General features: G+C 59.4%; 21 protein-coding genes and 2 pseudogenes. 9 read left to right on the forward strand and 14 right to left on the reverse strand.

The features are described from left to right. Nucleotides 1-151: 151 nt before the first annotated feature. On the reverse strand, nucleotides 152-1,039 hold the full coding sequence (gene cynR, locus JJD74_RS04035) for a transcriptional regulator CynR (RefSeq protein ID WP_200611615.1): 888 nt from the start codon (nucleotides 1,037-1,039) through the stop codon (nucleotides 152-154). A gap of 121 nt (nucleotides 1,040-1,160) precedes the next feature. Between cynR and cynS the strand changes: the two genes are divergently transcribed. Both cynS and JJD74_RS04045 read left to right on the forward strand, forming a co-directional pair. After that, nucleotides 1,161-1,628, forward strand: a complete 468-nt coding sequence (cynS, locus tag JJD74_RS04040) for a cyanase (RefSeq protein WP_042559621.1) — start codon at nucleotides 1,161-1,163, stop codon at nucleotides 1,626-1,628. 60 nt (nucleotides 1,629-1,688) lie between these two features. Next, nucleotides 1,689-2,342 carry a carbonic anhydrase gene (locus tag JJD74_RS04045; RefSeq protein ID WP_115147428.1) on the forward strand — a complete coding sequence of 218 codons (654 nt, stop codon included), beginning with the start codon at nucleotides 1,689-1,691 and terminating at the stop codon, nucleotides 2,340-2,342. A gap of 93 nt (nucleotides 2,343-2,435) precedes the next feature. Here the strand turns inward: JJD74_RS04045 and JJD74_RS04050 are convergent, their stop codons facing one another. Further along, a complete protein-coding gene (locus tag JJD74_RS04050; protein ID WP_200611618.1) occupies nucleotides 2,436-3,938 on the reverse strand; it encodes an aldehyde dehydrogenase family protein in 1,503 nt (500 codons plus the stop codon). Nucleotides 3,939-4,139: 201 nt separating this feature from the next. After that, nucleotides 4,140-5,048: a glutaminase B gene (gene glsB, locus JJD74_RS04055; protein WP_200611621.1), complete on the reverse strand. Its 909-nt coding sequence runs from the start codon at nucleotides 5,046-5,048 to the stop codon at nucleotides 4,140-4,142. 139 nt (nucleotides 5,049-5,187) lie between these two features. Between glsB and JJD74_RS31320 the strand changes: the two are divergent. After that, nucleotides 5,188-5,295, forward strand: a pseudogene (locus JJD74_RS31320) (GFA family protein); the annotation flags it as partial. Nucleotides 5,296-5,608: 313 nt separating this feature from the next. On the opposite strand, the gene JJD74_RS04065 reads toward JJD74_RS31320, so the two are convergent. The 3 genes from JJD74_RS04065 to JJD74_RS04075 form a co-directional block, all read right to left on the reverse strand. Next, a complete protein-coding gene (locus tag JJD74_RS04065) occupies nucleotides 5,609-6,895 on the reverse strand; it encodes an ATP-binding protein (RefSeq protein WP_200611625.1) in 1,287 nt (428 codons plus the stop codon). Continuing rightward, complete coding sequence (locus tag JJD74_RS04070) at nucleotides 6,896-7,603, reverse strand: response regulator (protein ID WP_042559625.1); 708 nt, start codon at nucleotides 7,601-7,603, stop codon at nucleotides 6,896-6,898. It abuts the gene before it with no gap. A gap of 232 nt (nucleotides 7,604-7,835) precedes the next feature. Beyond that, a complete protein-coding gene (locus JJD74_RS04075) occupies nucleotides 7,836-8,444 on the reverse strand; it encodes a tRNA-(ms[2]io[6]A)-hydroxylase (protein ID WP_042559626.1) in 609 nt (202 codons plus the stop codon). A 159-nt stretch (nucleotides 8,445-8,603) separates the two neighbouring features. Here JJD74_RS04075 and JJD74_RS04080 point away from each other — a divergent pair, with 159 nt between their 5' ends. Then, nucleotides 8,604-9,467 carry a universal stress protein gene (locus JJD74_RS04080; protein WP_042559627.1) on the forward strand — a complete coding sequence of 288 codons (864 nt, stop codon included), beginning with the start codon at nucleotides 8,604-8,606 and terminating at the stop codon, nucleotides 9,465-9,467. A gap of 87 nt (nucleotides 9,468-9,554) precedes the next feature. Here JJD74_RS04080 and JJD74_RS04085 read toward each other — a convergent pair whose 3' ends face one another. Then, entirely contained in the window at nucleotides 9,555-10,025 is a 471-nt protein-coding gene (locus JJD74_RS04085; protein WP_047301825.1) for a DUF1289 domain-containing protein, read from the reverse strand. Nucleotides 10,026-10,495: 470 nt separating this feature from the next. Here JJD74_RS04085 and acnB point away from each other — a divergent pair, with 470 nt between their 5' ends. Further along, nucleotides 10,496-13,105 (forward strand): bifunctional aconitate hydratase 2/2-methylisocitrate dehydratase, encoded by a 2,610-nt coding sequence (gene acnB, locus JJD74_RS04090; protein WP_042559629.1) that lies wholly within the window; start codon nucleotides 10,496-10,498, stop codon nucleotides 13,103-13,105. 400 nt (nucleotides 13,106-13,505) lie between these two features. Here the strand turns inward: acnB and JJD74_RS04095 are convergent, their stop codons facing one another. From JJD74_RS04095 to JJD74_RS04110, 4 genes are all read right to left on the reverse strand, one after another. Then, on the reverse strand, nucleotides 13,506-14,786 hold the full coding sequence (locus JJD74_RS04095) for an HAAAP family serine/threonine permease (RefSeq protein ID WP_047301827.1): 1,281 nt from the start codon (nucleotides 14,784-14,786) through the stop codon (nucleotides 13,506-13,508). Between the two features lie 253 nt (nucleotides 14,787-15,039). Next, a complete protein-coding gene (locus JJD74_RS04100; RefSeq protein WP_200611627.1) occupies nucleotides 15,040-15,222 on the reverse strand; it encodes a hypothetical protein in 183 nt (60 codons plus the stop codon). Nucleotides 15,223-15,246: 24 nt separating this feature from the next. Further along, complete coding sequence (locus JJD74_RS04105; protein ID WP_042559632.1) at nucleotides 15,247-15,441, reverse strand: hypothetical protein; 195 nt, start codon at nucleotides 15,439-15,441, stop codon at nucleotides 15,247-15,249. Between the two features lie 57 nt (nucleotides 15,442-15,498). After that, entirely contained in the window at nucleotides 15,499-15,672 is a 174-nt protein-coding gene (locus JJD74_RS04110; RefSeq protein ID WP_200611629.1) for a hypothetical protein, read from the reverse strand. Nucleotides 15,673-15,961: 289 nt separating this feature from the next. Between JJD74_RS04110 and JJD74_RS04115 the strand changes: the two genes are divergently transcribed. The 3 genes from JJD74_RS04115 to JJD74_RS04125 all read left to right on the forward strand — a co-directional run bounded on the left by JJD74_RS04115 (nucleotide 15,962) and on the right by JJD74_RS04125 (nucleotide 18,967). After that, complete coding sequence (locus JJD74_RS04115) at nucleotides 15,962-16,930, forward strand: 2-hydroxyacid dehydrogenase (protein ID WP_115147370.1); 969 nt, start codon at nucleotides 15,962-15,964, stop codon at nucleotides 16,928-16,930. A gap of 163 nt (nucleotides 16,931-17,093) precedes the next feature. Beyond that, nucleotides 17,094-18,161: a phosphotransferase family protein gene (locus JJD74_RS04120; protein WP_200611631.1), complete on the forward strand. Its 1,068-nt coding sequence runs from the start codon at nucleotides 17,094-17,096 to the stop codon at nucleotides 18,159-18,161. Nucleotides 18,162-18,199: 38 nt separating this feature from the next. After that, on the forward strand, nucleotides 18,200-18,967 hold the full coding sequence (locus JJD74_RS04125; RefSeq protein WP_042559635.1) for an SDR family oxidoreductase: 768 nt from the start codon (nucleotides 18,200-18,202) through the stop codon (nucleotides 18,965-18,967). A 761-nt stretch (nucleotides 18,968-19,728) separates the two neighbouring features. On the opposite strand, the gene JJD74_RS04130 is transcribed toward JJD74_RS04125, so the two are convergent. The 3 genes from JJD74_RS04130 to JJD74_RS04140 form a co-directional block, all read right to left on the reverse strand. Further along, a complete protein-coding gene (locus JJD74_RS04130; protein WP_200611633.1) occupies nucleotides 19,729-19,986 on the reverse strand; it encodes a DUF1652 domain-containing protein in 258 nt (85 codons plus the stop codon). Nucleotides 19,987-20,121: 135 nt separating this feature from the next. Next, the gene (locus JJD74_RS04135; RefSeq protein ID WP_200611636.1) at nucleotides 20,122-21,618 is read right to left on the reverse strand and encodes a helix-turn-helix transcriptional regulator; all 1,497 of its coding nucleotides are present in this window, start codon (nucleotides 21,616-21,618) and stop codon (nucleotides 20,122-20,124) included. Nucleotides 21,619-21,739: 121 nt separating this feature from the next. Next, nucleotides 21,740-22,462, reverse strand: coding sequence for a LysR substrate-binding domain-containing protein (locus JJD74_RS04140; protein WP_200611638.1), 723 nt, complete (start codon nucleotides 22,460-22,462; stop codon nucleotides 21,740-21,742). A gap of 24 nt (nucleotides 22,463-22,486) precedes the next feature. Between JJD74_RS04140 and JJD74_RS04145 the strand changes: the two are divergent. Beyond that, nucleotides 22,487-23,392, forward strand: a pseudogene (locus tag JJD74_RS04145) (amidohydrolase family protein); the annotation flags it as partial. Between the last annotated feature and the right edge of the window lie 124 nt (nucleotides 23,393-23,516).

Raw genomic sequence — 23,516 nt, forward strand, 5'->3', positions numbered from 1 at the left:
TGTTAGTTAAATCTATCCCCTCACCCCAGCCCTCTCCCGAAGGGAGAGGGAGCCGATCTCGAGCGTGCTTGCGATATACAAACTTCAATATTTCAGGTCGCTGCATTAGCCACCAACACTTCGGTCAGTTCCCTCTCCCTCCGGGAGAGGGTTAGGGTGAGGGGCTTCCCATGCTCAACACCAGTTCCACAAACGCCACCGCCGCCGCACTGTGATAATTATTCCTGCGCCGCAACAACGCCGCCCCTCGCTGCGGCGCTTCGCTTTCTACCCGCAGCCTGCGCAAAGCGCGATCCTCAGTCGCAATCGCCTCCGGCAACATCGTCGCAATCGGCGAATGTCGCACCACCTCCAGCAGCGTACTGACCGAATTCACTTCAATACGCACCTTGGGCGTGATGCCGTGCTGACGGAAATACTCATCCACCGATAAGCGCGTGATGTAGTCCGGCGCCAGCAAGGCAAAATCCAGCTGTGCGATGTCATCCGGCGTCAGCCTCAACGTGCTGTCGTACAACGGGTGCTCGCGCCCGATCATGATTCCCAATGCTTCGGTGAACGCCGGAATACATTCAATATCCGCATTGCGCACCGGGGTGAAGGCAATGGCGATATCCAGCGAGTCATCCGCCAGACCCGCCTCAATGTCATCCATCGACAACTCGAAAATTTCCAGATGAATCCCCGGAAATCGCGCCATGTAGTCGCGTACCAGCGGCCCGACCAGATACGCCATGAACGTCGGCGTCATGGCCAGACGCAGGGTGCCACGCGACAGATCCTTCACGTCATGCAGCGCCCGCTTGCCCGCCTCCAGCTCCACCAGCACCCGCCGCGCGCATTCGATATAAGCCTCGCCGGCATCGGTCGGCTTGACCGATCGTGAGGTGCGATCAAACAGGTTCACCCCCAGGGTTTCCTCGAGCTGGCGAATCTGTTGCGACAGCGTCGGCTGCGAGACATGCAGCGCTTCAGCAGCGCGGGTGAAGCCGCCGTGATCGGCAACGGCGAGCAGATAACGCAAATGTCTTAACAGCATCGGGCGGACCATCTATAGGCAGGACTTATGTAAAGCATTGTATATGGGTCTTGGACGCTATGGGCCAATCGGCAGAAGATCAATCCCACACAGCAAGCCAACCCCTGAAAGGAGTGACACCATGCAACAGTCCCACGCCTACAACGACACCAGCCTGGCCCTGACCACCCGCATTCTCGACGCCAAGGCACGCAAAAATCTGTCATGGCAGGATCTCACCGACGGCACCGGCCTGAGCCTGGCGTTCGTCACCGCCGCCCTGCTCGGCCAGCACCCACTGCCGGAAAACGCTGCCCAAGTCGTCGGCGACAAACTTGAGCTGGATGCAGCCGATGTATCGGCGATGCAGATCATCCCGTTGCGCGGCAGCCTCAGCGGTGTGCCGACCGATCCGACCATCTACCGTTTCCACGAGATGATCCAGATCTACGGCACCACCCTCAAAGCCCTGGTTCATGAGCAATTCGGCGACGGCATCATCAGCGCGATCAACTTCAAACTGGACATCAAGAAAGTCGAAGACCCGGAAGGCGGTTCCCGCGCCGTGGTCACCCTCGACGGCAAGTTCCTGCCCCTGCGCCCGTTCTGATGCGCCCCGGCCCGCACCTCGCGTGCGGGCCCACCGATCTCCATTGAAGAGGACATGCACATGAAAGCCCTGATCGACGGTTTCCTGAAGTTCCAGAACGAAGCCTTCCCGCAACGCACCGAACTGTTCAAACACCTGGCGACCACCCAACAGCCCGGCACATTATTCATCACCTGTTCCGACAGCCGTGTCGTGCCGGAACTGCTGACCCAGCAAGAACCCGGCGAACTGTTTGTGATCCGCAATGCCGGCAATATCGTGCCGTCCTACAGCCCGCATCCGGGTGGGGTTTCGGCGACGGTGGAATACGCCGTGGCGGTGCTCGGCGTCACCGACATTGTGATCTGCGGCCATTCTGACTGCGGTGCGATGACGGCGATTGCCCAGTGCAAATGCATGGATCACCTGCCCGCTGTCAGCGGTTGGCTGCAGCATGCCGAGTCGGCGAAAGTGGTGAATGAGGCGCGGCCGCATGCCAGTGACGCGGCGAAATTGAGTTCGATGGTGCGCGAAAACGTGATCGCGCAATTGGCGAATATCCAGACCCATCCGAGCGTGCGCCTGGCGCAGGAGAAAGGCCTGCTGAATTTGCATGGCTGGGTGTACGACATCGAGACCGGCTCGATTGATGCGTTGTCCTCGGACCGCCGCACCTTTGTACCGCTGGCCGAGCAACCGGCAGTTTGCGCAGTTCAAGCAAAAGCCGCTGCCTGAATAGACGCCTGTAGGAGCTGCCGAAGGCTGCGATCGTTTGATCTGGCCTTTAAAGATCGCAGCCTGCGGCAGCTCCTACACAAGGTATGCCGTTCAGCGTTTTACGGTGAGATCCGTTTGAGTCATGCGACTGCGGACAGTAAATACGCCATCCCCCGAAAGGATCGCACTGCGCGCAAACAACCGCCCGCTCTCCCAGTTCGAAAGCCCCAGTTCCGGCTTGTTCAGGGCGTATTGACCATCGACCCAACGGGTAATGCCGTTGCCCACGAACGGTGCGTTGACTGCGTTGTAAAAACGCTCCTGAACCTGCGCACTTTCACTGATCAGCGACACGGTAAATTGCGGGCTATAACGGTTGAACAGCGCAATCGCCTGATCCAGATCTTCAACGATCATCAGGCTGACTTCCGGCGTTTCCTCCCATTCCCACTCGCGACCCAACGCAGATTCCGCCAGTGGTTCGGCCAGCGCTTCAGTCTGATACCCCTCGGCGCGATAAACCTGCACCGTCGCGCTCTGCCATTCGGTCGGCAGGCAGTTTTCACTGCCTTCGACGATGTGCAACTTGCAGCCCTGCCCGCGTGCGTTGCCGGCCTGTTGCAACGCATCAAGGAACAGCGGCACCAGTTCAGCAGCACGTTCGCGCTGAATCAGGCAGACATTCAGGGTGTTGCAGACCTTGCGATCCAGCGAGTTGCGCACCACTGCCGCGAAGCGCTGAGCGTCAGCCTCTCGATCGGCAATCAACCACGCACCGCCGGTGCCATGCAGGCTGACCGCAGTCCCCGCCTGCTGCGCAATGCTGCCCAACTGACTGACCGCACGCCCCGATCCGCGAGCCACCGCCAGCGACAGGCGCCGATCGGCAAACATCGCCCAACCGGCTGCGTGATTGACGCTCTCCACCAACGACACCGCCCCGGCCGGAAGACCCGCCGCCGCCAGCGCCGGGTTCAAAGCGTGGGTGACGATGGCTTGCGCCGTGCCCAACGCATCACTGCCAATGCGCAGCACCGCAGTGTTGCCGGTGCGCAGAACCCCGGCAGCATCGGCAAATACATTCGGGCGACCTTCGAAGACAAACGCGACAATGCCCAGTGGCGAAACCACTTGCTCGACCTTCCAGCCGTCGTGCTCGACGCTGCTGATGACTTTGCCGCGCGTCGGTGGCGCATCACGCCAGGCCCGCAGACCGGCAATCATGTCGCGGCGCATGCGCTCATCGGCGAGCAGCCGTGTAGTGGAGCGTCCGCGAGCCTTGGCACGCTCGATATCGGTGAGGTTGGCGGCTTCGATCTGCGCCCAGCATTCGGCAGTTTCCAGACGTTGCGCGAACAGATCGAAGAATTGGCTGATCGCCTCGTCCGACACCGCCGACAATGCGCTAAACGCCGCAGCCGCGCGCTCGATAGCAACAGAAGCCGCTTGTTGATCCACCACCGGAATCAGCAGTAACTCGCCACTCACCTGCTCCACCAAAAGGTGGTCACCGGGCTGAAAACGCGCAGCCAGTTCGGGGCTGACCACAGTGACGCGGTTACCAGCGAAAGGGATCGGCGTGCCAGCGACTAGACGTTCGAGCGCAAGAGACATGAAGCGGATTCACCATGCAGAGGGCGGTCGGAAAATGTATAGGATTCTTCGCTGAAATACACCTTCTGCAAACATGACTAACCCTGTGGGAGTTGGCTTGCGAGCAATGAGGCCGGCACATTCAAAATTGATGTTGCCTGATCCGCCGCCATCGCTGGCAAGCCAGCTCCCACAGGGTTTTTCAGCGTTCGTGCCATAGGGTTAAAACACCGACCAGCCAATCCGCGAACTGAGCATCTCCAGCGCCGCCATCCCCACCAGCGAATTGCCCGCGGCATTCAGCTCAGGCGACCACACGCACACCGTGAATTGCCCCGGCACTACCGCGACGATCCCGCCGCCGACGCCGCTTTTCCCCGGCAGACCGACGCGATAGGCGAAGTTGCCCGCCTCGTCGTACAGACCACTGGTGGCCATGATCGAGTTGACCTGCTGAGTCTGACGCCGAGTCAGAATCTGTTCACCGCTGTGCTTGCAATAACCGTCATTGGCCAGGAAGCAGAACGCCCGGGCCAGATCGATGCAGTTCATGCGCAGGGCGCAGTGGCTGAAGTAACTGCGCAGCACCGCTTCGACGTCGTTGTGGAAATTGCCGAAGGACTGCATCAGGTAAGCCATCGCCGCATTGCGCGCGCGATGCTGATATTCGGATTCGGCGACTTTACCGTCGATCATGATCTGAGGGTTGCCCGACAAACGCCGGACGAAGTCACGCATCGACAGGGTCGGTGCGGCGAAACGCGACTGGTTGATATCGCAGATCACCAGCGCGCCAGCGTTGATGAACGGGTTGCATGGGCGCCCGCGCTCGAATTCCAGCTGCACCAGCGAGTTGAACGGCTGACCGGACGGCTCATGGCCAAGGCGTTCCCAGATCGCTTCGCCAGAATGATCGATGGCCTGCACCAGGCTGAACACCTTGGAAATACTCTGCACCGAAAACGGCGTTTCGGCGTCGCCAGCGCAATACATCTCGCCATCATTGCCGTACACGGCGATGCCCAATTGATTGGCCGGCACGGTGCCGAGGGCGGGAATATAGTCAGCCACCTTGCCCTGCCCGATCAGCGGCCGGACAGCGTCAAGGATCTCGTTCAACAGCGCTTGCATGCCGGGTTCCGAAGTCTCGCCCCATGGGATTGCGGGGACACAGGGGCTAGACGCTGCGGGCACGCGTCGAATCACACCGGCAGGCACCCGGCAGAATGATCCAGGCTCAAGCGCTCAACCCTGCTATCGGAGAGCACCCATGCACCTCGAAGGCTCCTGCCATTGCGGCGAGGTTTCATTCAGCCTCACCAGTGCCCACCCCTACCCTTATCAACCCTGCTATTGCTCGATCTGCCGCAAGATTCAATTCGAGCGTTACCCTGAAGAGTCCATCGCCCACTGGCATGAACGCCTCGGGCTGACCCAATAAATATTTCCGGAAGTCGCCTTTATCCCCTGTTGGAGCTGGCTTGCCAGCAATAGCGGTGAACCAGTCGACATCAATGTTGCAGATCCCGGCCTCATCGCTGGCAAGCCAGCTCCCACAGGGGACCGCGTTTCAACTGTAGGAGTGAGCCCGCTCGCGACGGGGTCAGCACAGGCACCCAAGCCATCCCGATACACCTACAAATCCTGTGGGAGCTGGCTTGCCAGCGATAAGGCCAGTACAGCCAACAGCATTAATCCAGATGCGCCCACGTCATCCGAAACGACGCTCCGCCCCACGGCGAATCGCCGACTTCAACCTGTCCGCCATGGGACTGCGACACCCGCCGCACCAGCGCCAGCCCCAATCCAAAACCACCGGTACGCCGATCGCGGCTGGCATCCAGCCGCGAGAACGGTTCGAAAATCTTCTCCCGGCCATGGACCGGTACGCCGGGCCCGTCGTCGTTGACCCGCACTTCGTAACAGTCCCCGGTGCGCACCAACGTCACTTCGACGCGCTGCTCGGCATAGCGAATGGCATTGCGCAGCAGGTTGATCACCGCCCGCGCCATGAAGCGCGGTTCGATGCGCACCGTGTCGAGCCGGCACTCACCGATCAACAACTGCACCCCCGCTGCTTCCGCCTCCAGCGCCACGCTGCCGACGACACTATCAAGCCAATTGGCCGCCTGGATGTTCTCGCGCTTGATCACCGTCGCACCCCGCTCAAGGCTGGCGTAGGTGAGCAGCTCCGAAACCATTTCCTCCAACTCGCCAAGGTCGGCGTACATGTCGGCAATCAGTTCGCGGTTCTGACTGGCGTCCGGCAACTGCTTGAGCTGGTCGAGTTCGAACGACAGCCGTGCAATCGGCGTGCGCAGCTCGTGGGAGACGGCGTTGGTCAGTTCACGCTGATTGGCGATCAGGCCTTCGATGCGCGCCGCCATCAAGTTGAAGTGCTCGGCCAGATCGCGGATGTTCGAGCGTTTGGACAACTGAATGCGTGCCGACAGATCGTTGTCGCCAAAACGCTCTGCCGCCAGACGCAGTTTCTCCAGGTCACGCCAGTGCGGGCGCACCCAGAAAAACAGGACGATGCCGATCAACACCGCCAGCATCCCGTAAGCCGCGGCGATGTAGAACGGCATCAGGCTCGGTTCTGGCGGGAGTTTGATGCTGAGCACCTGCGTACCGCCGTCAATGTTGCTGATGAACTGGGTGTAGCTGTCGCGGATCACCAACACATTCTGCGCCAACTGAGCTTTTTCCTCTGGCGTCAGGGCCAGTTGATCGGCCTCGACCAGTTTCAGTGACAGGCCGTAATGTGGCCGCAAGCTCTCCAGTTGCTGCTCACGATCGGCGCCCTGGCGTCCGCGCAAATGGTCCACCAATGACCACGCCTGACCGCGCACAGCCTCGCGGTTGTAGGCCTGCATCTGGTTGTCGAGCAACGCGTTGAAAGTGTGTTCGACTGTCTGCAACGCCAGCACCAGACCGACCGTCATCACCAGAAACAGCCCGAGGAATAACCGCAGCATCTACAACTCCCACGCAAACGGATTGAACAGATAACCTTTGCCCCACACGGTCTTGATGCACACCGGTTCGCGGGGGTTGTCCTTGAGCTTGTTGCGCAGCTTGCTGATGTACACGTCGACGCTGCGGTTAAGCCCATCAAAGGCAATACCGCGCATGCGATTGAGGATGTCATCGCGTGACAGCGTATTGCCGGCGGCACTGGCCAGCAGCCACAGCAGCTCGAACTCCATGGTGGTCAGTTCGATGATCTCGCCCGCCAATCGCACTTCGCGACAACTGCGATCGATGCTCAACTGACCGAATTCAAGGAAATGCACCACACTGCTGTCCGGTACCTGCCGGCGCTGCAAGGCGCGCAATCGGGCCAGCAGCACCGGCGGCTTGATCGGTTTGATCACGTAGTCATCAGCACCGGACTCCAGGCCGAGAATATGATCGAGGTCGTCTTCCTTGGCCGTCAGGATGACAATCGGCGTGTCCGACACACTGCGTATTTCCCGGCACACATGCAGACCGCTCTGCCCCGGCAGCATCAGGTCGAGCACCACGACCTTGGGTCTGAACTCCAGAAAAGCCGCCACGGCCAGATCACCGCGATGCACCGTGCGCACCTCGTAGCCATGTTGTTCGAGGAAGTGGGCGATCAGCGTGGCGAGGCGCTCATCGTCTTCCACCAGCAGGACTTTGCCAAAACCCAGGTTATCCATAACGACCATCTGCCAACCGTCTGTGAAGTGGGCGGCATTATGGCGGCATTCAGGGGCAAGACGTTTATCGCGGGCAGCAAAAACCGGCCGCGGGGGCCGGTTTTCGGCGATGTTTCATACTCTTAAGAGTTTTTAACAGTTTCCCTGCAGGAGCTGCCGCAGGCTGCGATCTTTTGATTTTGGAAGCAAGATCAAAAGATCGCAGCCTTCGGCAGCTCCTACATAGACGGGTTCACACAGCGGCAGGCACGCCGCTGTGGAAGCGGAATTCCGTATCCGGCGATTCGATCAACTCCTGCTCGGCGGCGCGAACTCTTTCGACCACCTGCGCAACATCCTTCGCCTCACCATATTGATAAGCCAGTTTCAGATAACCCTGAAAATGCCGTGCCTCGCTTTTCAACAGACCAAAGTAGAACTTGCCGAGTTCTTCGTCCAAATGCGGCACCAGTGCTTCGAAACGCTCGCAACTGCGCGCTTCGATAAACGCGCCGACCACCAGGGTATCCACCAGCTTCACCGGCTCGTGGCTGCGCACCACTTTGCGCAGGCTCGAAGCGTAGCGGCCGGCGTGGAGCTGGCGCAGTTCGATCTTGCGGCGTTTCATCAGGCGCATGACTTGTTCGTGGTGCACCAGTTCTTCCCGGGCCAGACGCGACATCATGTTGATGAGGTCGACGTGGGAATGGTACTTGGCTATCAGGCTAAGCGCGGTGCTGGCAGCCTTGAACTCGCAGTTCTTGTGGTCAATCAGCAGGGTTTCCTGATCGGCCAGTGCGGCCTGGACCCAGGCATCAGGGGTGCGGCAGCCAAGGAATTCGTGGATTTCGGGAAGGATCATGGGGCTCACGGCAAAAGGTGTTCGAGCGAAGGGCGCCGATTATACCGGCCTGCGGACAGACCACCAGCGGCTGGCGTTGATATGCATCAAGTCGCAGGTGTTCAAGCAGCAACTATAGTTGTGCAACGCCGTGCCTTTTCTTTGTTGGAGACTCCGCTCATGCAAGCCATTCGCAGCATTCTGGTGGTCATCGAACCCGAACATTCGGAAAGCCTGGCGCTCAAGCGCGCCAAACTGATCGCTGGCGTGACCCAGGCCCATTTGCACCTGCTGGTGTGCGACAGGAAGCATGATCACGCCGGCATGCTCAGCGTGCTCAAAACCGCGCTGCTGGCGGACGGTTACAGCGTGACCACCGAACAGGCATGGAACGAGAGCCTGCACGAAACCATCATCGATGTGCAGCAAGCCGAAGGTTGCGGGCTGGTGATCAAACAGCATTTCCCCGACAGCTCGTTGAAAAAAGCGCTGCTGACACCCGCCGACTGGAAACTGCTGCGTCACTGCCCTACACCGGTGCTGCTGGTGAAAACCTCAACTTCGTGGAAGGACAAGGTGATTCTGGCAGCGATCGATGTAGGAAATACCGATGGGGAGCATCGGCATCTGCACACGACGATCATCGATCACGGCTATGACATTGCCAGCCTGGCCAAGGCGCATCTGCACGTGATCAGCGCCCACCCGTCGCCGATGCTGTCGGCGGCCGACCCGACATTGCAGCTCAGCGAAACCATCGCAGCGCGATATCGCGAGCAATGCCGGGCATTTCAAGCCGAGTTCGACGTTGATGACGCGCACCTGCATATCGAGGAAGGTCCGGCAGATGTGTTGATTCCGTTTATGGCCCACAAGCTACAAGCGGCGGTCACGGTGATTGGCACCGTCGCGCGTTCCGGATTGTCAGGTGCGTTGATCGGGAATACGGCCGAAGTGATACTGGATGCGCTGGAGAGTGATGTGCTGGTGCTCAAGCCGCAGGAGGTTGAGGATCATCTGGTGGAGTTGGCGGTAAAACAATAAAGATCAAAAGATCGCAGCCTTCGGCAGCTCCTACAAGGGAATGCGTCCTACCTGTAGGAGTTGCCGAAGGCTGCGATCTTTTGACTTTCAGGCGCCGAAGGCGTCTTTGAGAAATCCCGGGGCGATGTAGCGCTCATAGTGCGCTTCCGAAAGCAGGAAGAATTCCCGATCAATGGCATCGCGCAATTGCGGCAGACCCCAGTCGCGAAACTCCGGCAGCAACACCATGCCGTAGGCTTCCAGATTAATGATCACCCGCGCGCCACGGGCAATCAGTTGATACGCCCAGCAATATTCCGACTGATGCGGCACGAAGCGGATCTTGCGCTGTTCGAGCTGCTGACGCAGCCGCGCCGGGTCGAAAATCTCGACCTTGCTCGCCATCACCTGTGACAGCAACTGCTCCAGACGCAGCCACACCGCACGCTTTTCCTCCTCGCCGTAACCATTCCAATTGATCACTTCGTGATGGAAACGCTTGCAGCCACGGCACACCAGATCACCGTAAACAGTGGAGCAGAGGCCGACGCAGGGGGTCTTGATGGTCTGATTGGGCATATAAGGTAGGCAAAGGCACTGAAACGCGGAACAGGTCGGCATGTTAGCCCTTTGTCAGGCATTGATCACCCCTCAAACGTCAGGGGCAAGCACCGGCCCGGTATTTGGCCCGGCCGCGCACAACGCCACCAAAGTCCAATAGAGCCCGACTTACCTTTAAATTTTTTTTGCCGTAGAATCAGCCAGCCTTTTAAGGCGCAAATGTCCGTTAGAAGCTGTTTTCAAAGCGTCACGAGCACAGTCGTTCCTTCAGAGCGGTGTTGGCGACGGGTTTTTCCAGCGGGGAAAAGCCCAACGCCAACCCTCATCAGCTCCCCCTCTGCAGGCGTAAAACTTTGAAAGCAGCTTCTGTAAGGAATGGTCGGTAATTCTGGCTAAGTGGCCCACAACGCCACGCAGCGCATGAGTACGAGCATTTCGCGACGAGCGTCCCGGACACCCATTTGGGACCACTGATGAGGGTAATAACTGTGCTTGAAGCCTACCGCAAACATATCGAAGAGCGCGCAGCACTGGGTATCGTTCCCCAGCCGCTTAACGCCGAACAAACAGCCGGCCTGGTCGAGCTGTTGAAGAATCCTCCGGCTGGCGAAGAAGCTTTTCTCGTTGACCTGATCACCAATCGCATTCCACCAGGTGTGGACGAAGCTGCCTATGTAAAGGCCGGCTTCCTGTCTGCTCTGGCCAAGGGCGAAGTCTCCTCCCCTCTGCTGGACAAGAAGCGCGCTGTAGAACTGCTCGGCACCATGCAGGGCGGCTACAACATTGTGACCCTGGTTGACCTGCTGGACGACGCCGAGCTGGCGCCAGTCGCTGCCGCACAACTCAAGCACACCCTGCTGATGTTCGACGCGTTCCACGACGTGGCCGAAAAAGCCAAGAACGGCAACGTTCACGCCAAAGCCGTGCTGCAATCCTGGGCTGACGGCGAGTGGTTCAAGAACCGCCCGACCCTGGCCGACAAGATCAGCCTGCGCGTCTTCAAGGTAACCGGCGAAACCAACACCGACGACCTGTCCCCGGCTCCAGATGCCTGGTCGCGTCCAGACATCCCGCTGCACGCCCTGGCCATGCTGAAAATGGCTCGCGACGGCATCGTTCCTGATCAGCAGGGCGCCATCGGCCCGATGAAGCAGATCGAAGAAATGCGCGGTCAAGGCTTCCCGATCGCCTACGTCGGTGACGTGGTCGGTACCGGTTCGTCGCGTAAATCGGCAACCAACTCGGTACTGTGGTTCTTCGGCGACGACGTTCCTTACGTGCCGAACAAGCGCGCTGGCGGTTTCTGCTTCGGCAGCAAAATCGCTCCGATCTTCTACAACACCATGGAAGATGCCGGCGCACTGCCAATCGAATTCGACGTTTCCAACATGCACATGGGCGACGTGATCGACCTGTATCCGCATGCTGGCAAAGTCTGCAAACACGGCACCGACGAAGTCCTGACCACCTTCGAAATGAAGACTCCGGTGCTGTTGGACGAAGTTCGCGCTGGCGGCCGTATCCCGCTGATCATCGGCCGTGGCCTGACCGAGAAGGCTCGCGCCGAACTGGGTCTGCCACCGTTCGATCTGTTCAAGAAGCCGGATGCTCCAATTGAAAGCACCAAGGGTTTCACCCTGGCGCAGAAAATGGTCGGCAAGGCTTGCGGTCTGGCAGAAGGCAAAGGCGTTCGTCCTGGCACCTACTGCGAACCGAAGATGACCACCGTAGGTTCTCAGGACACCACCGGTCCAATGACCCGTGACGAACTGAAAGACCTGGCGTGCCTGGGCTTCTCCGCTGATCTGGTGATGCAGTCTTTCTGCCACACCGCGGCTTATCCAAAGCCGATCGACGTGACCACCCACCACACCCTGCCTGACTTCATCATGACCCGCGGCGGCGTTTCCCTGCGTCCGGGCGACGGCATCATCCACTCGTGGCTGAACCGCATGCTGCTGCCGGACACCGTGGGTACCGGTGGTGACTCGCACACCCGTTTCCCGATGGGCATCTCGTTCCCGGCCGGTTCCGGTCTGGTCGCGTTCGCCGCTGCCACCGGCGTCATGCCGCTGGACATGCCGGAATCGATCCTGGTGCGCTTCAAAGGCAAAATGAAACCTGGCATCACCCTGCGTGACCTGGTTCATGCCATTCCTTACTTCGCTATCCAGAACGGTCTGCTGACTGTCGAGAAGAAAGGCAAGAAAAACGCCTTCTCCGGCCGCATTCTGGAAATCGAAGGCCTGGAAGGTCTAACGCTGGAACAGGCTTTCGAGCTGTCCGACGCCTCGGCCGAACGTTCGGCTGCCGGTTGCACCATCAAGCTGTCGAAAGAGTCGATCACCGAGTACCTGAACTCCAACATAACCCTGCTGCGCTGGATGATCGGCGAAGGCTACGGCGATGCACGTACTCTGGAACGTCGCGCACAAGCGATGGAAGCCTGGGTTGCCAACCCTGAACTGATGGAAGCCGATGCTGACGCCGAATACGCCGAAATCATCGAAATCGACCTGGCCGACATCAGCGAGCCTGTGCTCTGCGCACCAAACGATCCGGACGACGCCCGTCTGCTGTCCAGCGTTGCTGGCGAGAAGATCGACGAAGTGTTCATCGGTTCGTGCATGACCAACATTGGTCACTTCCGCGCTGCCGGTAAACTGCTGGATCAGGTCAAGGGTCAGCTGCCAACCCGTCTGTGGCTGTCGCCGCCGACCAAGATGGACGCTCACCAACTGACCGAAGAAGGCTACTACGGCATCTACGGCAAGGCTGGCGCGCGCATGGAAATGCCAGGCTGCTCGCTGTGCATGGGTAACCAGGCACGCGTTGAGCCGAACAGCACCGTGGTCTCCACGTCGACCCGTAACTTCCCGAACCGTCTGGGCGACGGCGCTAACGTCTACCTGGCCTCGGCCGAGCTGGCGTCGGTTGCTTCGATCCTGGGTCGCCTGCCGACCGTCGAGGAGTACATGGAATACGCTGGCAAGATCGACAGCATGGCGGCCGATATCTACCGTTACCTGTCCTTCGACCAGATCGCCGAGTTCCGTGAAGCTGCTGCGAACGCCAACATCCCGGTCGTTCAAGCCTAACGTTACAACGCCATGAAAAAACGCCGCCCATCGCGAGATGAGCGGCGTTTTTTTATGCCTGCAGAAGAGTCGCCGCATGCTCCGGCCTCATCGCTGGCAAGCCAGCTCCCACAGTGTTCTGTGTGATGCCCACCAATGCGCAAACACCCGCAATCCCTGTGGGAGCTGGCTTGCCAGCGATGACGGCGTGTCAGCCACCATCATTTTTGAATGAGCCACCGCTATCGCGGGCAGGCTCACTCCTACAATGTTTTGCGTGACACCCACCATCGTGCAAACACTGAAATCCCTGTGGGAGCTGGCTTGCCAGCGATGGCGGCGTGTCAGGTACCATCGTCTTTCCAGACGAAAAAAAGCCGCTGCGCACATCGTGTGCAGCGGCTTTTCTGTTGATCTTGCTTTACATCGTCAGTTTGTAAACCACCGCCGAAATCGCCACAAGACCTACCACGGTGACAAACACGTTGGACGCTTGACCACGAAAGCGCGCCATCGCCGGCACTTTGCGGATTGCATACATCGGCATCAGGAACAGGATCGCCGCGATAACCGGGCCACCGATGGTCTCGATCATGCCGAGGATGCTCGGATTCAACGTCGCCACGATCCAGCACACCACCAGCATGAAAGCTGCCACGATGCGATCCAGCGCCTTGGCGCCGGGACGCTTGCCGCTCTTGATGATCAGACCTTTCAGGCCTTCACTGGCACCGATGTAGTGACCGAGGAACGACTTGGAAATCGCCACGAACGCAATCAGCGGTGCCACGAACTCAATGGTCGGGTTGCTGAAGTGGTTGGCGAGGTACGACAGGATCGACAGGTTCTGGTCCTTCGCTTCAGCCAGTTGAGCTGGCGACAGTGTCAGCACGCAGCTGAACACGAAGAACAGCACCATCACCACCATCAGCAGGTGCGCACGGCAGAGAATTTGCGAGCTGCGCTCATCGGCGTGGGTGCCGTAACGGCGCTTTTGATCGACCGCGAATGCCGAGATGATCGGCGAGTGGTTGAACGAGAACACGATCACCGGAATCGCCAGCCACAGCGTGTGCAGCAGCTCCGACGGCGCGGGGACTTGCGACACGGTGGTGAGGATGCCGCCGTTCCAGTGCGGAATCAGGTACACCGCGAGGAACAGCAGCGCCACGATAAACGGATAGACCAGCAAGCTCATCGCCTTGACGATCGCCTGTTCGCCACAACGCACCACAGCCAGCAAACCAAGGATCAGCACGAACGACAGCAGCGCGCGCGGCGGCGGCGTGATGTGCAGTTGATGTTCGAGGAAACTGGCGACCGTGTTGGTCAGGCCGACGCTGTAGATCAGCAGGATCGGGAAGATGGCAAGGAAATACAGCAGTGTGATCAGCGCGCCGGCCTTGATGCCGAAATGCTCTTCGACCACGTCAGTGATGTCGGCGCCTTCGCGACCGGACAGCACAAACCGGGTCAGACCGCGGTGTGCGTAGAACGTCATGGGGAAGGCCAACAGCGAGAGGATCACCAGCGGCCAGAAGCCACCGATCCCTGCGTTGATCGGCAAGTACAGGGTGCCGGCGCCGATGGCCGTCCCGAACAGTCCCAACATCCAGGTGGTGTCCTGGCGATTCCAGCTCGAAAGTTCAGCGGGTGCTGCTGCATCAAAGCGTTGATCAACGCTTTTGGCCTGATCATTCATCCGGTCGGATCTCCGCATTCCGGTCACTTGCCACTCGGTCAGGACGCGTCGGAAAAAACCGACAGACATGCTCCGGCCGAAACAGGGGCGCGATTCTCCGTGATAAATGAGCAGAAGCAAAGACTTAGCTGAGGAATGGTTGTGCGGAGCAGATGAGAGGGGTGTCGTTTTTGGGAAATTAGCTGTCGGCTCTAGGTATGTGCGGTGTCGTTTTTGAATATACTTTCGCGCCGAAGTCGTTCACCGAGTCGCTTCAGAGCCAACGGAGAACTACCGTGCCGAGGGTCAGCATCACCAATGCAAATAGTGCCCCCATGCTGAACCTGAACAACTCTGAGCGAATTTCCGCCGGGGACAGGTCTGGCACCTTTTCGGCAAGCTCGGCGCCCTCTCGATACAGACGTTCAATTCTGGCAACGCGTTCTTCCAGGGTCATGATTATTCTCCTTTGTGGGTTAACTTAAAACTTCACCAAAAGACTTAATACGGCAGCAAAAGCGGTTAAAACCCCGGTTCCTACAGCGACTGGGTACCAGAATTTTTCTCGCTTTAACTTGCCTTCCTCCGCCATGAGTTTGAGCCTCTCAACAACCAGTTTCCGCGTTTCATTTTGAAGCTTTTCAAGTTCCAGATTTTCGCGATCGTCCTGAAGCATGCGCCGTCCTTGGCTATTGGCACTGACTGCCCGAGCTACTTTGTGCCCTATGATTTCCTATTCATCCCTTCCCAGATAGCAGATGAATCCGGCGATTTCGTAGGCAAAATCCGCGAGTTGGGTAGGCTGGCTCATACCGAGTCGCAGTGGAAACCGCGGCGGCACCCAGTTATCGAGCAATTGATTGGCCGCCGGCTCAGCCAAAGCCTGGTCGCGAACGCGTCGCTCCAAACACCGGATCCTTTCAATCCCGCCCACAGGGTCTAGCGTGAATGACTCCCCTGCCCCATGGAGTCTGCCAACGCCCCTCGTTCGCCTCGACATCAGACAAAACCCCGATCCCGCTTTTCGCTGAGTTATTGCCCCGCACCGGCCTTCTGACGAAGTGCCCGCGCGCTCCCCGTTTCAGCTCCTACACTGGCTGAAACGGGGCAGCGCTCAGTCATTGCCAATCCGCTCAGGAATCAGCACTCTGCTACGACTTCGCGACTGAACCGCCATTGTTCAAAGGAGCCGCGCAATGCCCGCCACCGTTCTGGTACTGGTTGAAACCATCAATGACTACCTGCCGATTCTCGAGCACCAGGGCTTTCACCTGATCCTCGCTCCCACGCCGGCCGAACGTGCGCAAGCCATTGCCACCCACGGCACGCGGATCGATGCAGTGCTGACCCGTGGTCCGTTAGGCCTGACCGCCGATGAAATTGCCGCGCTGCCGGCGTTGAAAATCATCACGGTGATCGGTGCCGGTTACGAACAGGTCGACCTGCAAGCCGCCAGTGATCGCGGGATTACCGTGACCAACGGCGCCGGGGTCAACGCCTCGTCGGTGGCTGATCATGCGATGGCGATGCTGCTGGCGTTGGTGCGCGATATTCCGCGCTGCGATGCCGCTGTGCGTCGGGGTGAATGGCCGAAGATCATGCGTCCATCCCTGTCTGGCAAACGGCTGGGCATTCTTGGCCTCGGTGCGGTGGGTCTGGCGATCGCCAAACGTGCCAGCCTTGGGTTCGACATGCAGATCAGCTATCACAGCCGTCAGGTGCGCAGCGAGGTGCCTTACGCGTTTTGCTCAACCCCGAACGAACTGGCGCGGGCGTCCGATTTCCTCATCGTCGCCACGCCGGGCGGGATCGGCACGCAGCATCTGGTAACCCGTCCCGTGCTCGACGCGCTGGGCCCTAAAGGTTTTATCGTCAATATCGCCCGGGCCAGTGTGATCGCCACGGCGGATCTGATCACCGCCCTTGAACAACGGCGCATTGCCGGCGCCGCGCTGGATGTGTTCGACCATGAACCGCAAGTACCGGATGCGTTGAAAGCCCTGAGCAACGTGCTACTAACCCCGCACGTCGCCGGTCTGTCACCGGAAGCCACCCAAGGCACCGTGGAGCTGGTGGGGAAAAACCTTGTGGCATTCTTCTCCGGGCAACCGGTGCTGACGCCGATTCAGTTGCCGCCGAAAATCAGCAATCAACGCGTGCACTAGAGGATCACGCGCCGCCATTTACCCACCCCGCCCTGCACATTCCCACAGGTGATTATCGGGCAACACGCTAACCTATAAGACCGCAGCGCGCTTGTGGCCGTCCCGGCGCGCCATTAGATTAGCCAATGATGTCTGGCCTCCAAAATAAGCAGAAGGGATAAGCATGGCGCTTACTGACCAGTCCACCCGTATCCGCTCTGGCGAAGAACTCGATGCCAGCCTGATCGATCCGTACCTCAAGGCACACATTCCGGGCCTGAGCGGCTCCCCGGCGATCAGCCAGTTTCCCGGTGGTGCGTCGAACCTGACTTATCTCCTGGAATACCCGCAGCAGGAGTTCGTCTTGCGCCGGCCGCCGTTCGGCCACAAGGCCAAATCCGCCCACGACATGGGCCGCGAATTCCGCATTCTCAATCAGTTGCGCGACGGCTTCCCGTATTGCCCCAAAGCCTATGTGCACTGCACCGACGAATCGGTGATCGGCGCAGAGTTCTACGTGATGGAGCGGGTCAACGGAATTATCCTGCGCTCGGAACTGCCGCCGGAGCTGGGCCTCGATTCGGCGAAAACCGAAGCGCTGTGCAAGGGCTTTATCGACCGCTTCGTCGAACTGCACCAGGTCGACTACAACGCTTGCGGCCTGGGCGATCTGGGCAAACCCGAAGGCTACGTGGCCCGCCAGATCAAAGGCTGGAGCGAACGCTACGAAAAAGCCCTGACCCCGGACGCGCCTCACTGGGAAGCGGTCAAAGCCTGGCTCAACGAGAAGATGCCAGCCGATCACCCGACCTCAAGCATCGTCCATAACGACTATCGCTTCGACAACGTCATCCTCGACCCGCAGAACCCGATGCAGATCATCGGCGTACTCGACTGGGAACTGACCACCCTGGGCGATCCGCTGATGGATCTGGGCAACACCCTCGCCTACTGGATCGAAGCCGGCGACCCGGCGCCAGTGCAACTGATGCGCCGCCAGCCGAGCCACGCACCGGGCATGCTGACCCGCCGCGAATTCGTCGACTACTACGCCGAGCGTTCGGGCATCCAGATCGACAATTTCGACTTCTACTACACCTACGGCCTGTTCCGCCTGGCCGGCATCGTGCAGCAGATTTACTACCGCTTCTACCATGGCCAGACCCAAGACAAACGCTTCGCGCAGTTCATTCACATGAACAAACTGCTGGAGCAGATGAGCTTGCAGGTCATCCAGAAATCAAGCCTCTGATCCAGGCCCTCCAACAAGAATTTTCACAAGGGAATCCCATGTCCAAGACTCAGTTGTTCGACCTCGACGGCAAGATCGCTTTCGTCTCCGGCGCCAGCCGTGGCATTGGTGAAGCCATCGCCAAACTGCTGGCCCAGCAAGGCGCCCACGTGATCGTCTCGAGCCGCAAACTCGACGGCTGCCAACATGTCGCCGACGCGATCATCGCCGCTGGCGGCAAAGCCACTGCGGTTGCCTGCCACATCGGGGAAATGGAGCAGATCAGCCAGGTGTTCGCCGGGATCAAGGAACAGTTCGGCCGCCTGGATATTCTGGTCAACAACGCCGCGACCAACCCGCAGTTCTGCAACGTATTGGACACCGATCTCGGCGCTTTCCAGAAGACCGTCGATGTGAACATTCGCGGCTACTTCTTCATGTCCGTGGAAGCGGGCAAGCTGATGCGCGAAAACGGCGGTGGCAGCATCATCAACGTCGCGTCGATCAACGGTATTTCGCCGGGCGTGTTCCAGGGCATCTATTCGGTGACCAAAGCGGCGGTGATCAACATGACCAAGGTCTTCGCCAAGGAATGCGCGCAATTCGGTATCCGCTGCAACGCCCTGCTGCCGGGTCTGACCGACACCAAATTCGCCTCGGCACTGGTGAAAAACGATGCGATTCTCAAGCAAGCATTGACGCAGATCCCGCTCAAGCGCGTGGCGGATCCGAGTGAAATGGCGGGGGCGGTGTTGTATCTGGCGAGTGATGCGTCGAGCTACACCACAGGGGTTTCGCTGAACGTGGATGGTGGTTTCCTGTCCTGATACTCGAGGCAAACAGCTGACCCTGTGGGAGCGAGCCTGCTCGCGAAGAGGCCGTGTCAGTCAACCTATTGGTTAACTGAGATACCGCTTTCGCGAGCAGGCTCGCTCCCACAAGGTATGTATTTCATTCATCAAGCACTTTGGGCAATTGCCAGCACAACCCGAGACTTGCGCCCCGCCGGTGTTATTGAGTGACGCAACGGGTAGTAGTGATATGTCGAGTCACCTGCTCGTCGACATAAGCATCCCCCGCCACCTCAGTGGTCTCGATGACCTGACAAGTACGTTCCGGCGGTGGAGGTGGCGCTACAGGTGGAGGCGGCGGCGGACTGGCACAACCGGCCAACAACGCCACGCAAAAAGCCAGTAACGACGGCAAACACACGCGTTTCCCAAGACTGTTCATAGGACGACCCGCGATAAAGGGGAGACAAACTTCCGCGAGCAAAACGCCCACGGAAAACCTGACCACTCATTCTTTATAGACGAGACCTTCGCGAGCGCCAGTAAACCGCAGGTGTGCGGGGCCATTGGCTGTCGATTTTACGTTGGGATTCGAGAGCGCAAGACTTAAATCTCCGGTCGCCAGTCAGGCCGCCATCGCTGGCAAGCCAGCTCCCACACGGTCGGCATACACCTGAAAGAAATGGCTCGGTTGGCAAGCTGACTGCCACAGTTTTGAATTGCATGCGCCCAGCCAGACACAGGCCGGCCGTCAGGCCGCCATCGCTGGCAAGCCAGCTCCACACCCAAGCAAATGCCTAGGCCAGATCAGTATCCCGAGAAGAGCGCAAAGAATTACTCTCCAACTCATACCGCAATTCATCGATCAAAGCCGCCACCGACTCAGGCGTACGCAAGGCATTGAGCTTCAAGCCACTGATCACCAGATCGACCTGCCCCGACACCGGGTGATAAAGCTTTACCGTCAGCGAATGATCGCCATCCACCGAACACTCACACGCCAGCGGCGTAAAACTGTGCTCAAGCTGGGCGCGCAACTGCGCAAGATTGATCATTGAGGCCGTTCCTTAATCTGTATCGAAGGGACGCGATCCCAAGCCGAAAAGGCTTGTACCGCACCTCAACAGACTAAAAAAAGAGTCCTCGCCCCAACACATCAATTTGCACCCTGCCCACTAGTGCATTTGCACCTAACGTTGCCCCTTGGTGCGCCACTCACCGGAAAACAGCCCGCGCTCCCGCGCCCACACAATCGCCTCGCTGCGGCTATGCACATCGAGCTTGGAATACACCGTCGCCACATGATTGCGCACAGTGTTCGGCGCCAGTTTCAAGCGCGCCGCAATCTCCTTGTCCGCCAGGCCTTCACAGATCAGGCCAAGCACATCACGCTCCCGTGCCGTCAGATCGGTGAACGACACGCTCGGCAGTTGCGGTGAATTGATCTTCTTCACATTCGCCAGTTTTTCGATCAGCGTACGACTGAACCAGGAGGCGTCTTTCATCACCTCCTCAATCGCAGACACCAGTTCTAGCTCGGTACGTTTGCGCTCGGTGATGTCCATCAGCACCAGCAAGTAGCAAGGCACGTCGTGAATGTTGACGGTATCGGCGGACACCGCGCATTCCAGCAGATCGGCATCCCTTTTGCGCACGCGCAAATCCACCCGGTCAACCCGACCGCTTTTTGCCAACGCCGTCAGCAAGCGGTTCCGGGCGCCCTCGTCGTCGATGAAGTCCAGTTGCGTCACGGTTTTGCCCAATACGTCTTCGCTGGTATAGGCCAGGGAATCGAGGAAAGCCTGATTGACGTCCATGATCTGCTGATCGTCGGCCGTGCAAATCAGAATCGGCACCGGGGTCAGTCGAAAAGCCGTGGCGAAGCGTTCCTCGCTCTGGCGCAGCGCCACCTCAGCCCGGCGGCGCAGTTCCACGTCAACGAAGGAAAACAGCATGCATTGCTCATCGTTGAGCAACAGGGGTTGCCCGGCGACAATCACTTGCTTGCTGCTGCCATCGGGCAGGCGCAACTCGGCCTGCATCTGCGGAATGGTCGCCACGTCGCGCAGGCGCTGGATGGCCAGATCTCTTTTCTCGGCCTGCTCGAAAATGTCTATTTCATAGGCCGAAGTGCCGATCACTTGGTCGCGGGTATAGCCAGTCATCTCCAGAAACCCCGGATTGACCTTGATGTAACGCAAGTCGCTGAGACGGCAGATCACCGCCGGCGCCGGGTTGGCGTTGAAGGTTTTTTCGAAACGCAGCTCTGCGTTGGCCCAATCGGTGACGTCGCTCATGATCAGCACCAGCGACTCTGGCTGCCCTTCGCGGTCGGTCAGCACCATGCTGCGCACGCTATGAACCCAGACGCGCTCCGGATCATCTACCGTGAACACCTCGATCAATACGTCACTGAAGACTTCGCAACGCGCAACGCGGCTGATCGGATAGTTTTCGGGCGGCACCATATGATTGTTGCGATAGCGCAGGCTGAAGCGCTTGGCGTACTCGTCGGCATTCGCGCCAAACTCGCCGATCCGGCTAACGCCGTGCATGGCCAGCGCCGCTTCGTTGGCCCAGAGGATGCTCTGATCGAGCTCAAGCAAAATCACACCGTCGGACAGCCCGGCGATGATCTGCTGCAACTGACGACGATTGGTTTCGCGGGTCAGGACTTCCTGGCTCATTGGATCTCCACAAGTGATACGCCCATGTGAAGGTTACGACCGCGCGGCACCGAGATCGTGCGCCGCGACGTTGCGCTACGCACATCCTCCGTATTCGCACGACAGACACCCCTGTAGGAGTTTAGGGGTTTACGCGCAATTCACGCAGGGTATCGAGAAACAGCTTGAGCACCGGCGAAGCATCGTCCGCGCGATACGTGACGTACAGCGGCACCTCCGGCAACGCCGGGGTCAGGTTGCGGAACACCAGGCCCGCCGGCGCCAGCTGTTCGATGGACGCTGGCAACAGCGCCACGCCAAAACCCGCACGTACCAGGCTGAGCAGGGTCTGCACCTCGATCACCTGCTGGCGGATCTGCGGCGTGAAGCCGGCCTGAATGCAGCACTGGTAGAGGAAATTGGCAAACCGTGACTGCTTTAACTCCAGCGCCACAAACGGCTCCAGCGCCAGATCCGCCGGGGTCATTTCATGCAAACGCCAGGTGACCTGCGGATAGCGCTCGCGAAACAGATGCAGCGCTTTGGGCAGCACGCCGACCATCACCGAACTGATCATGCCGATTTCCAGCTCACCGAGCTGCCCGCGCCCGGTTTGCCGGGTCAGGTCCAAGGCGCGTTCAAGCTGTTCGAATACCAGCGGCGCCTGCTCCTTGAGCATCTGCCCCGCTGCAGTCAGCTCGACGCGATGATGACTGCGCTCGAACAGCGGCGTGCCGAGTTCCTCTTCCAGCAGACGAATCTGTTGGCTCAACGGCGGCTGACAGATGTGCAGCCGTTCGGCGGCACGGCCGAAATGCAGTTCATCGGCCAGGGCCATGAAATACCGCAGCAGACGCAGATCCATGGCCGCTTACCCCAGACTCAGCGGTGTCGAGCGCTGAAGTCGGCCAGCGCCCATCCGGGTTTCTCGAAAACCGCGTTGCAACCGGAAAGCCTCGACCAGATGGTCGGCGACATCGAGCGGTTGAAGTCGCTGTATCACCAGGACACGCCAGACGCATTGCGTCGTGTCGTGGTCGCGCCCACCACGCCGACCTTCTCGCTGCCGCCCACCCTGCTGCGCGAACTGGCCCACACCGCGCGCGGCCTCGGTCTGCGCCTGCACACGCACCTGTCGGAGACGCAGAATTACGTGAACTTCTGCCGGGAAAAATACAACTGCCTGCCCGTGGAGTTCGTCGCCGAACACGAATGGCTCGGCCCTGAAGTCTGGTTCGCCCACGCCGTGCACCTGCAACCCGGCGAAATCCGCATGCTCGCGCAAACCGGCACCGGCATTTCCCACTGCCCGGTGAGCAATGCACGACTGGGCAGTGGCGTCGCCCCGGTGCCGCAGATGTACGAGGCTGGCGTGCCGATCTCCCTTGGCGTCGACGGCGTCGCCTCGAACGAATCCGGGAGTATGGTCGGCGAAGCCAACACCGCATGGCTGATCCACCGTGCCGAACAAGGCGCCTCGGCGACGACTGTAGAAGATGTCATCCACTGGGGTACGGCGGGCGGCGCGCAGGTGCTGGGCCTTGGCGCCGTCGGTACGCTGGAAGTCGGCCAAGCGGCGGATCTGGTGGTCTACGGCCTCGACCGCCCACGCTTCTACGGCTTCCACGACAGCGCCGTCGCACCGGTGGTGGCGGGTGAACCGATCACGGTGAAATACAGCCTGGTGGGCGGGCGGATCGTCGTCGATAACGGCGTGATTCCGGGGCTGGATATTGAACGCATGCGCGCCGAGGCATGGGAGGGGGTGCAGGCGATGATGAGGGTTGACGACTGATCTCCTGCGCAGCGGGGAACCCTGTGGGAGCTGGCTTGCCAGCGATGGCGGACTGTCAGTCAACCGATCAATAACGAGCAAAAAAAGGAGAACTGGCAACCGCCACGCTCTCCTTTTCGTTGCA

The organism is Pseudomonas sp. MF6776 (assembly GCF_016613125.1).
Classification (GTDB): Bacteria; Pseudomonadota; Gammaproteobacteria; order Pseudomonadales; family Pseudomonadaceae; genus Aquipseudomonas; species Aquipseudomonas iridis.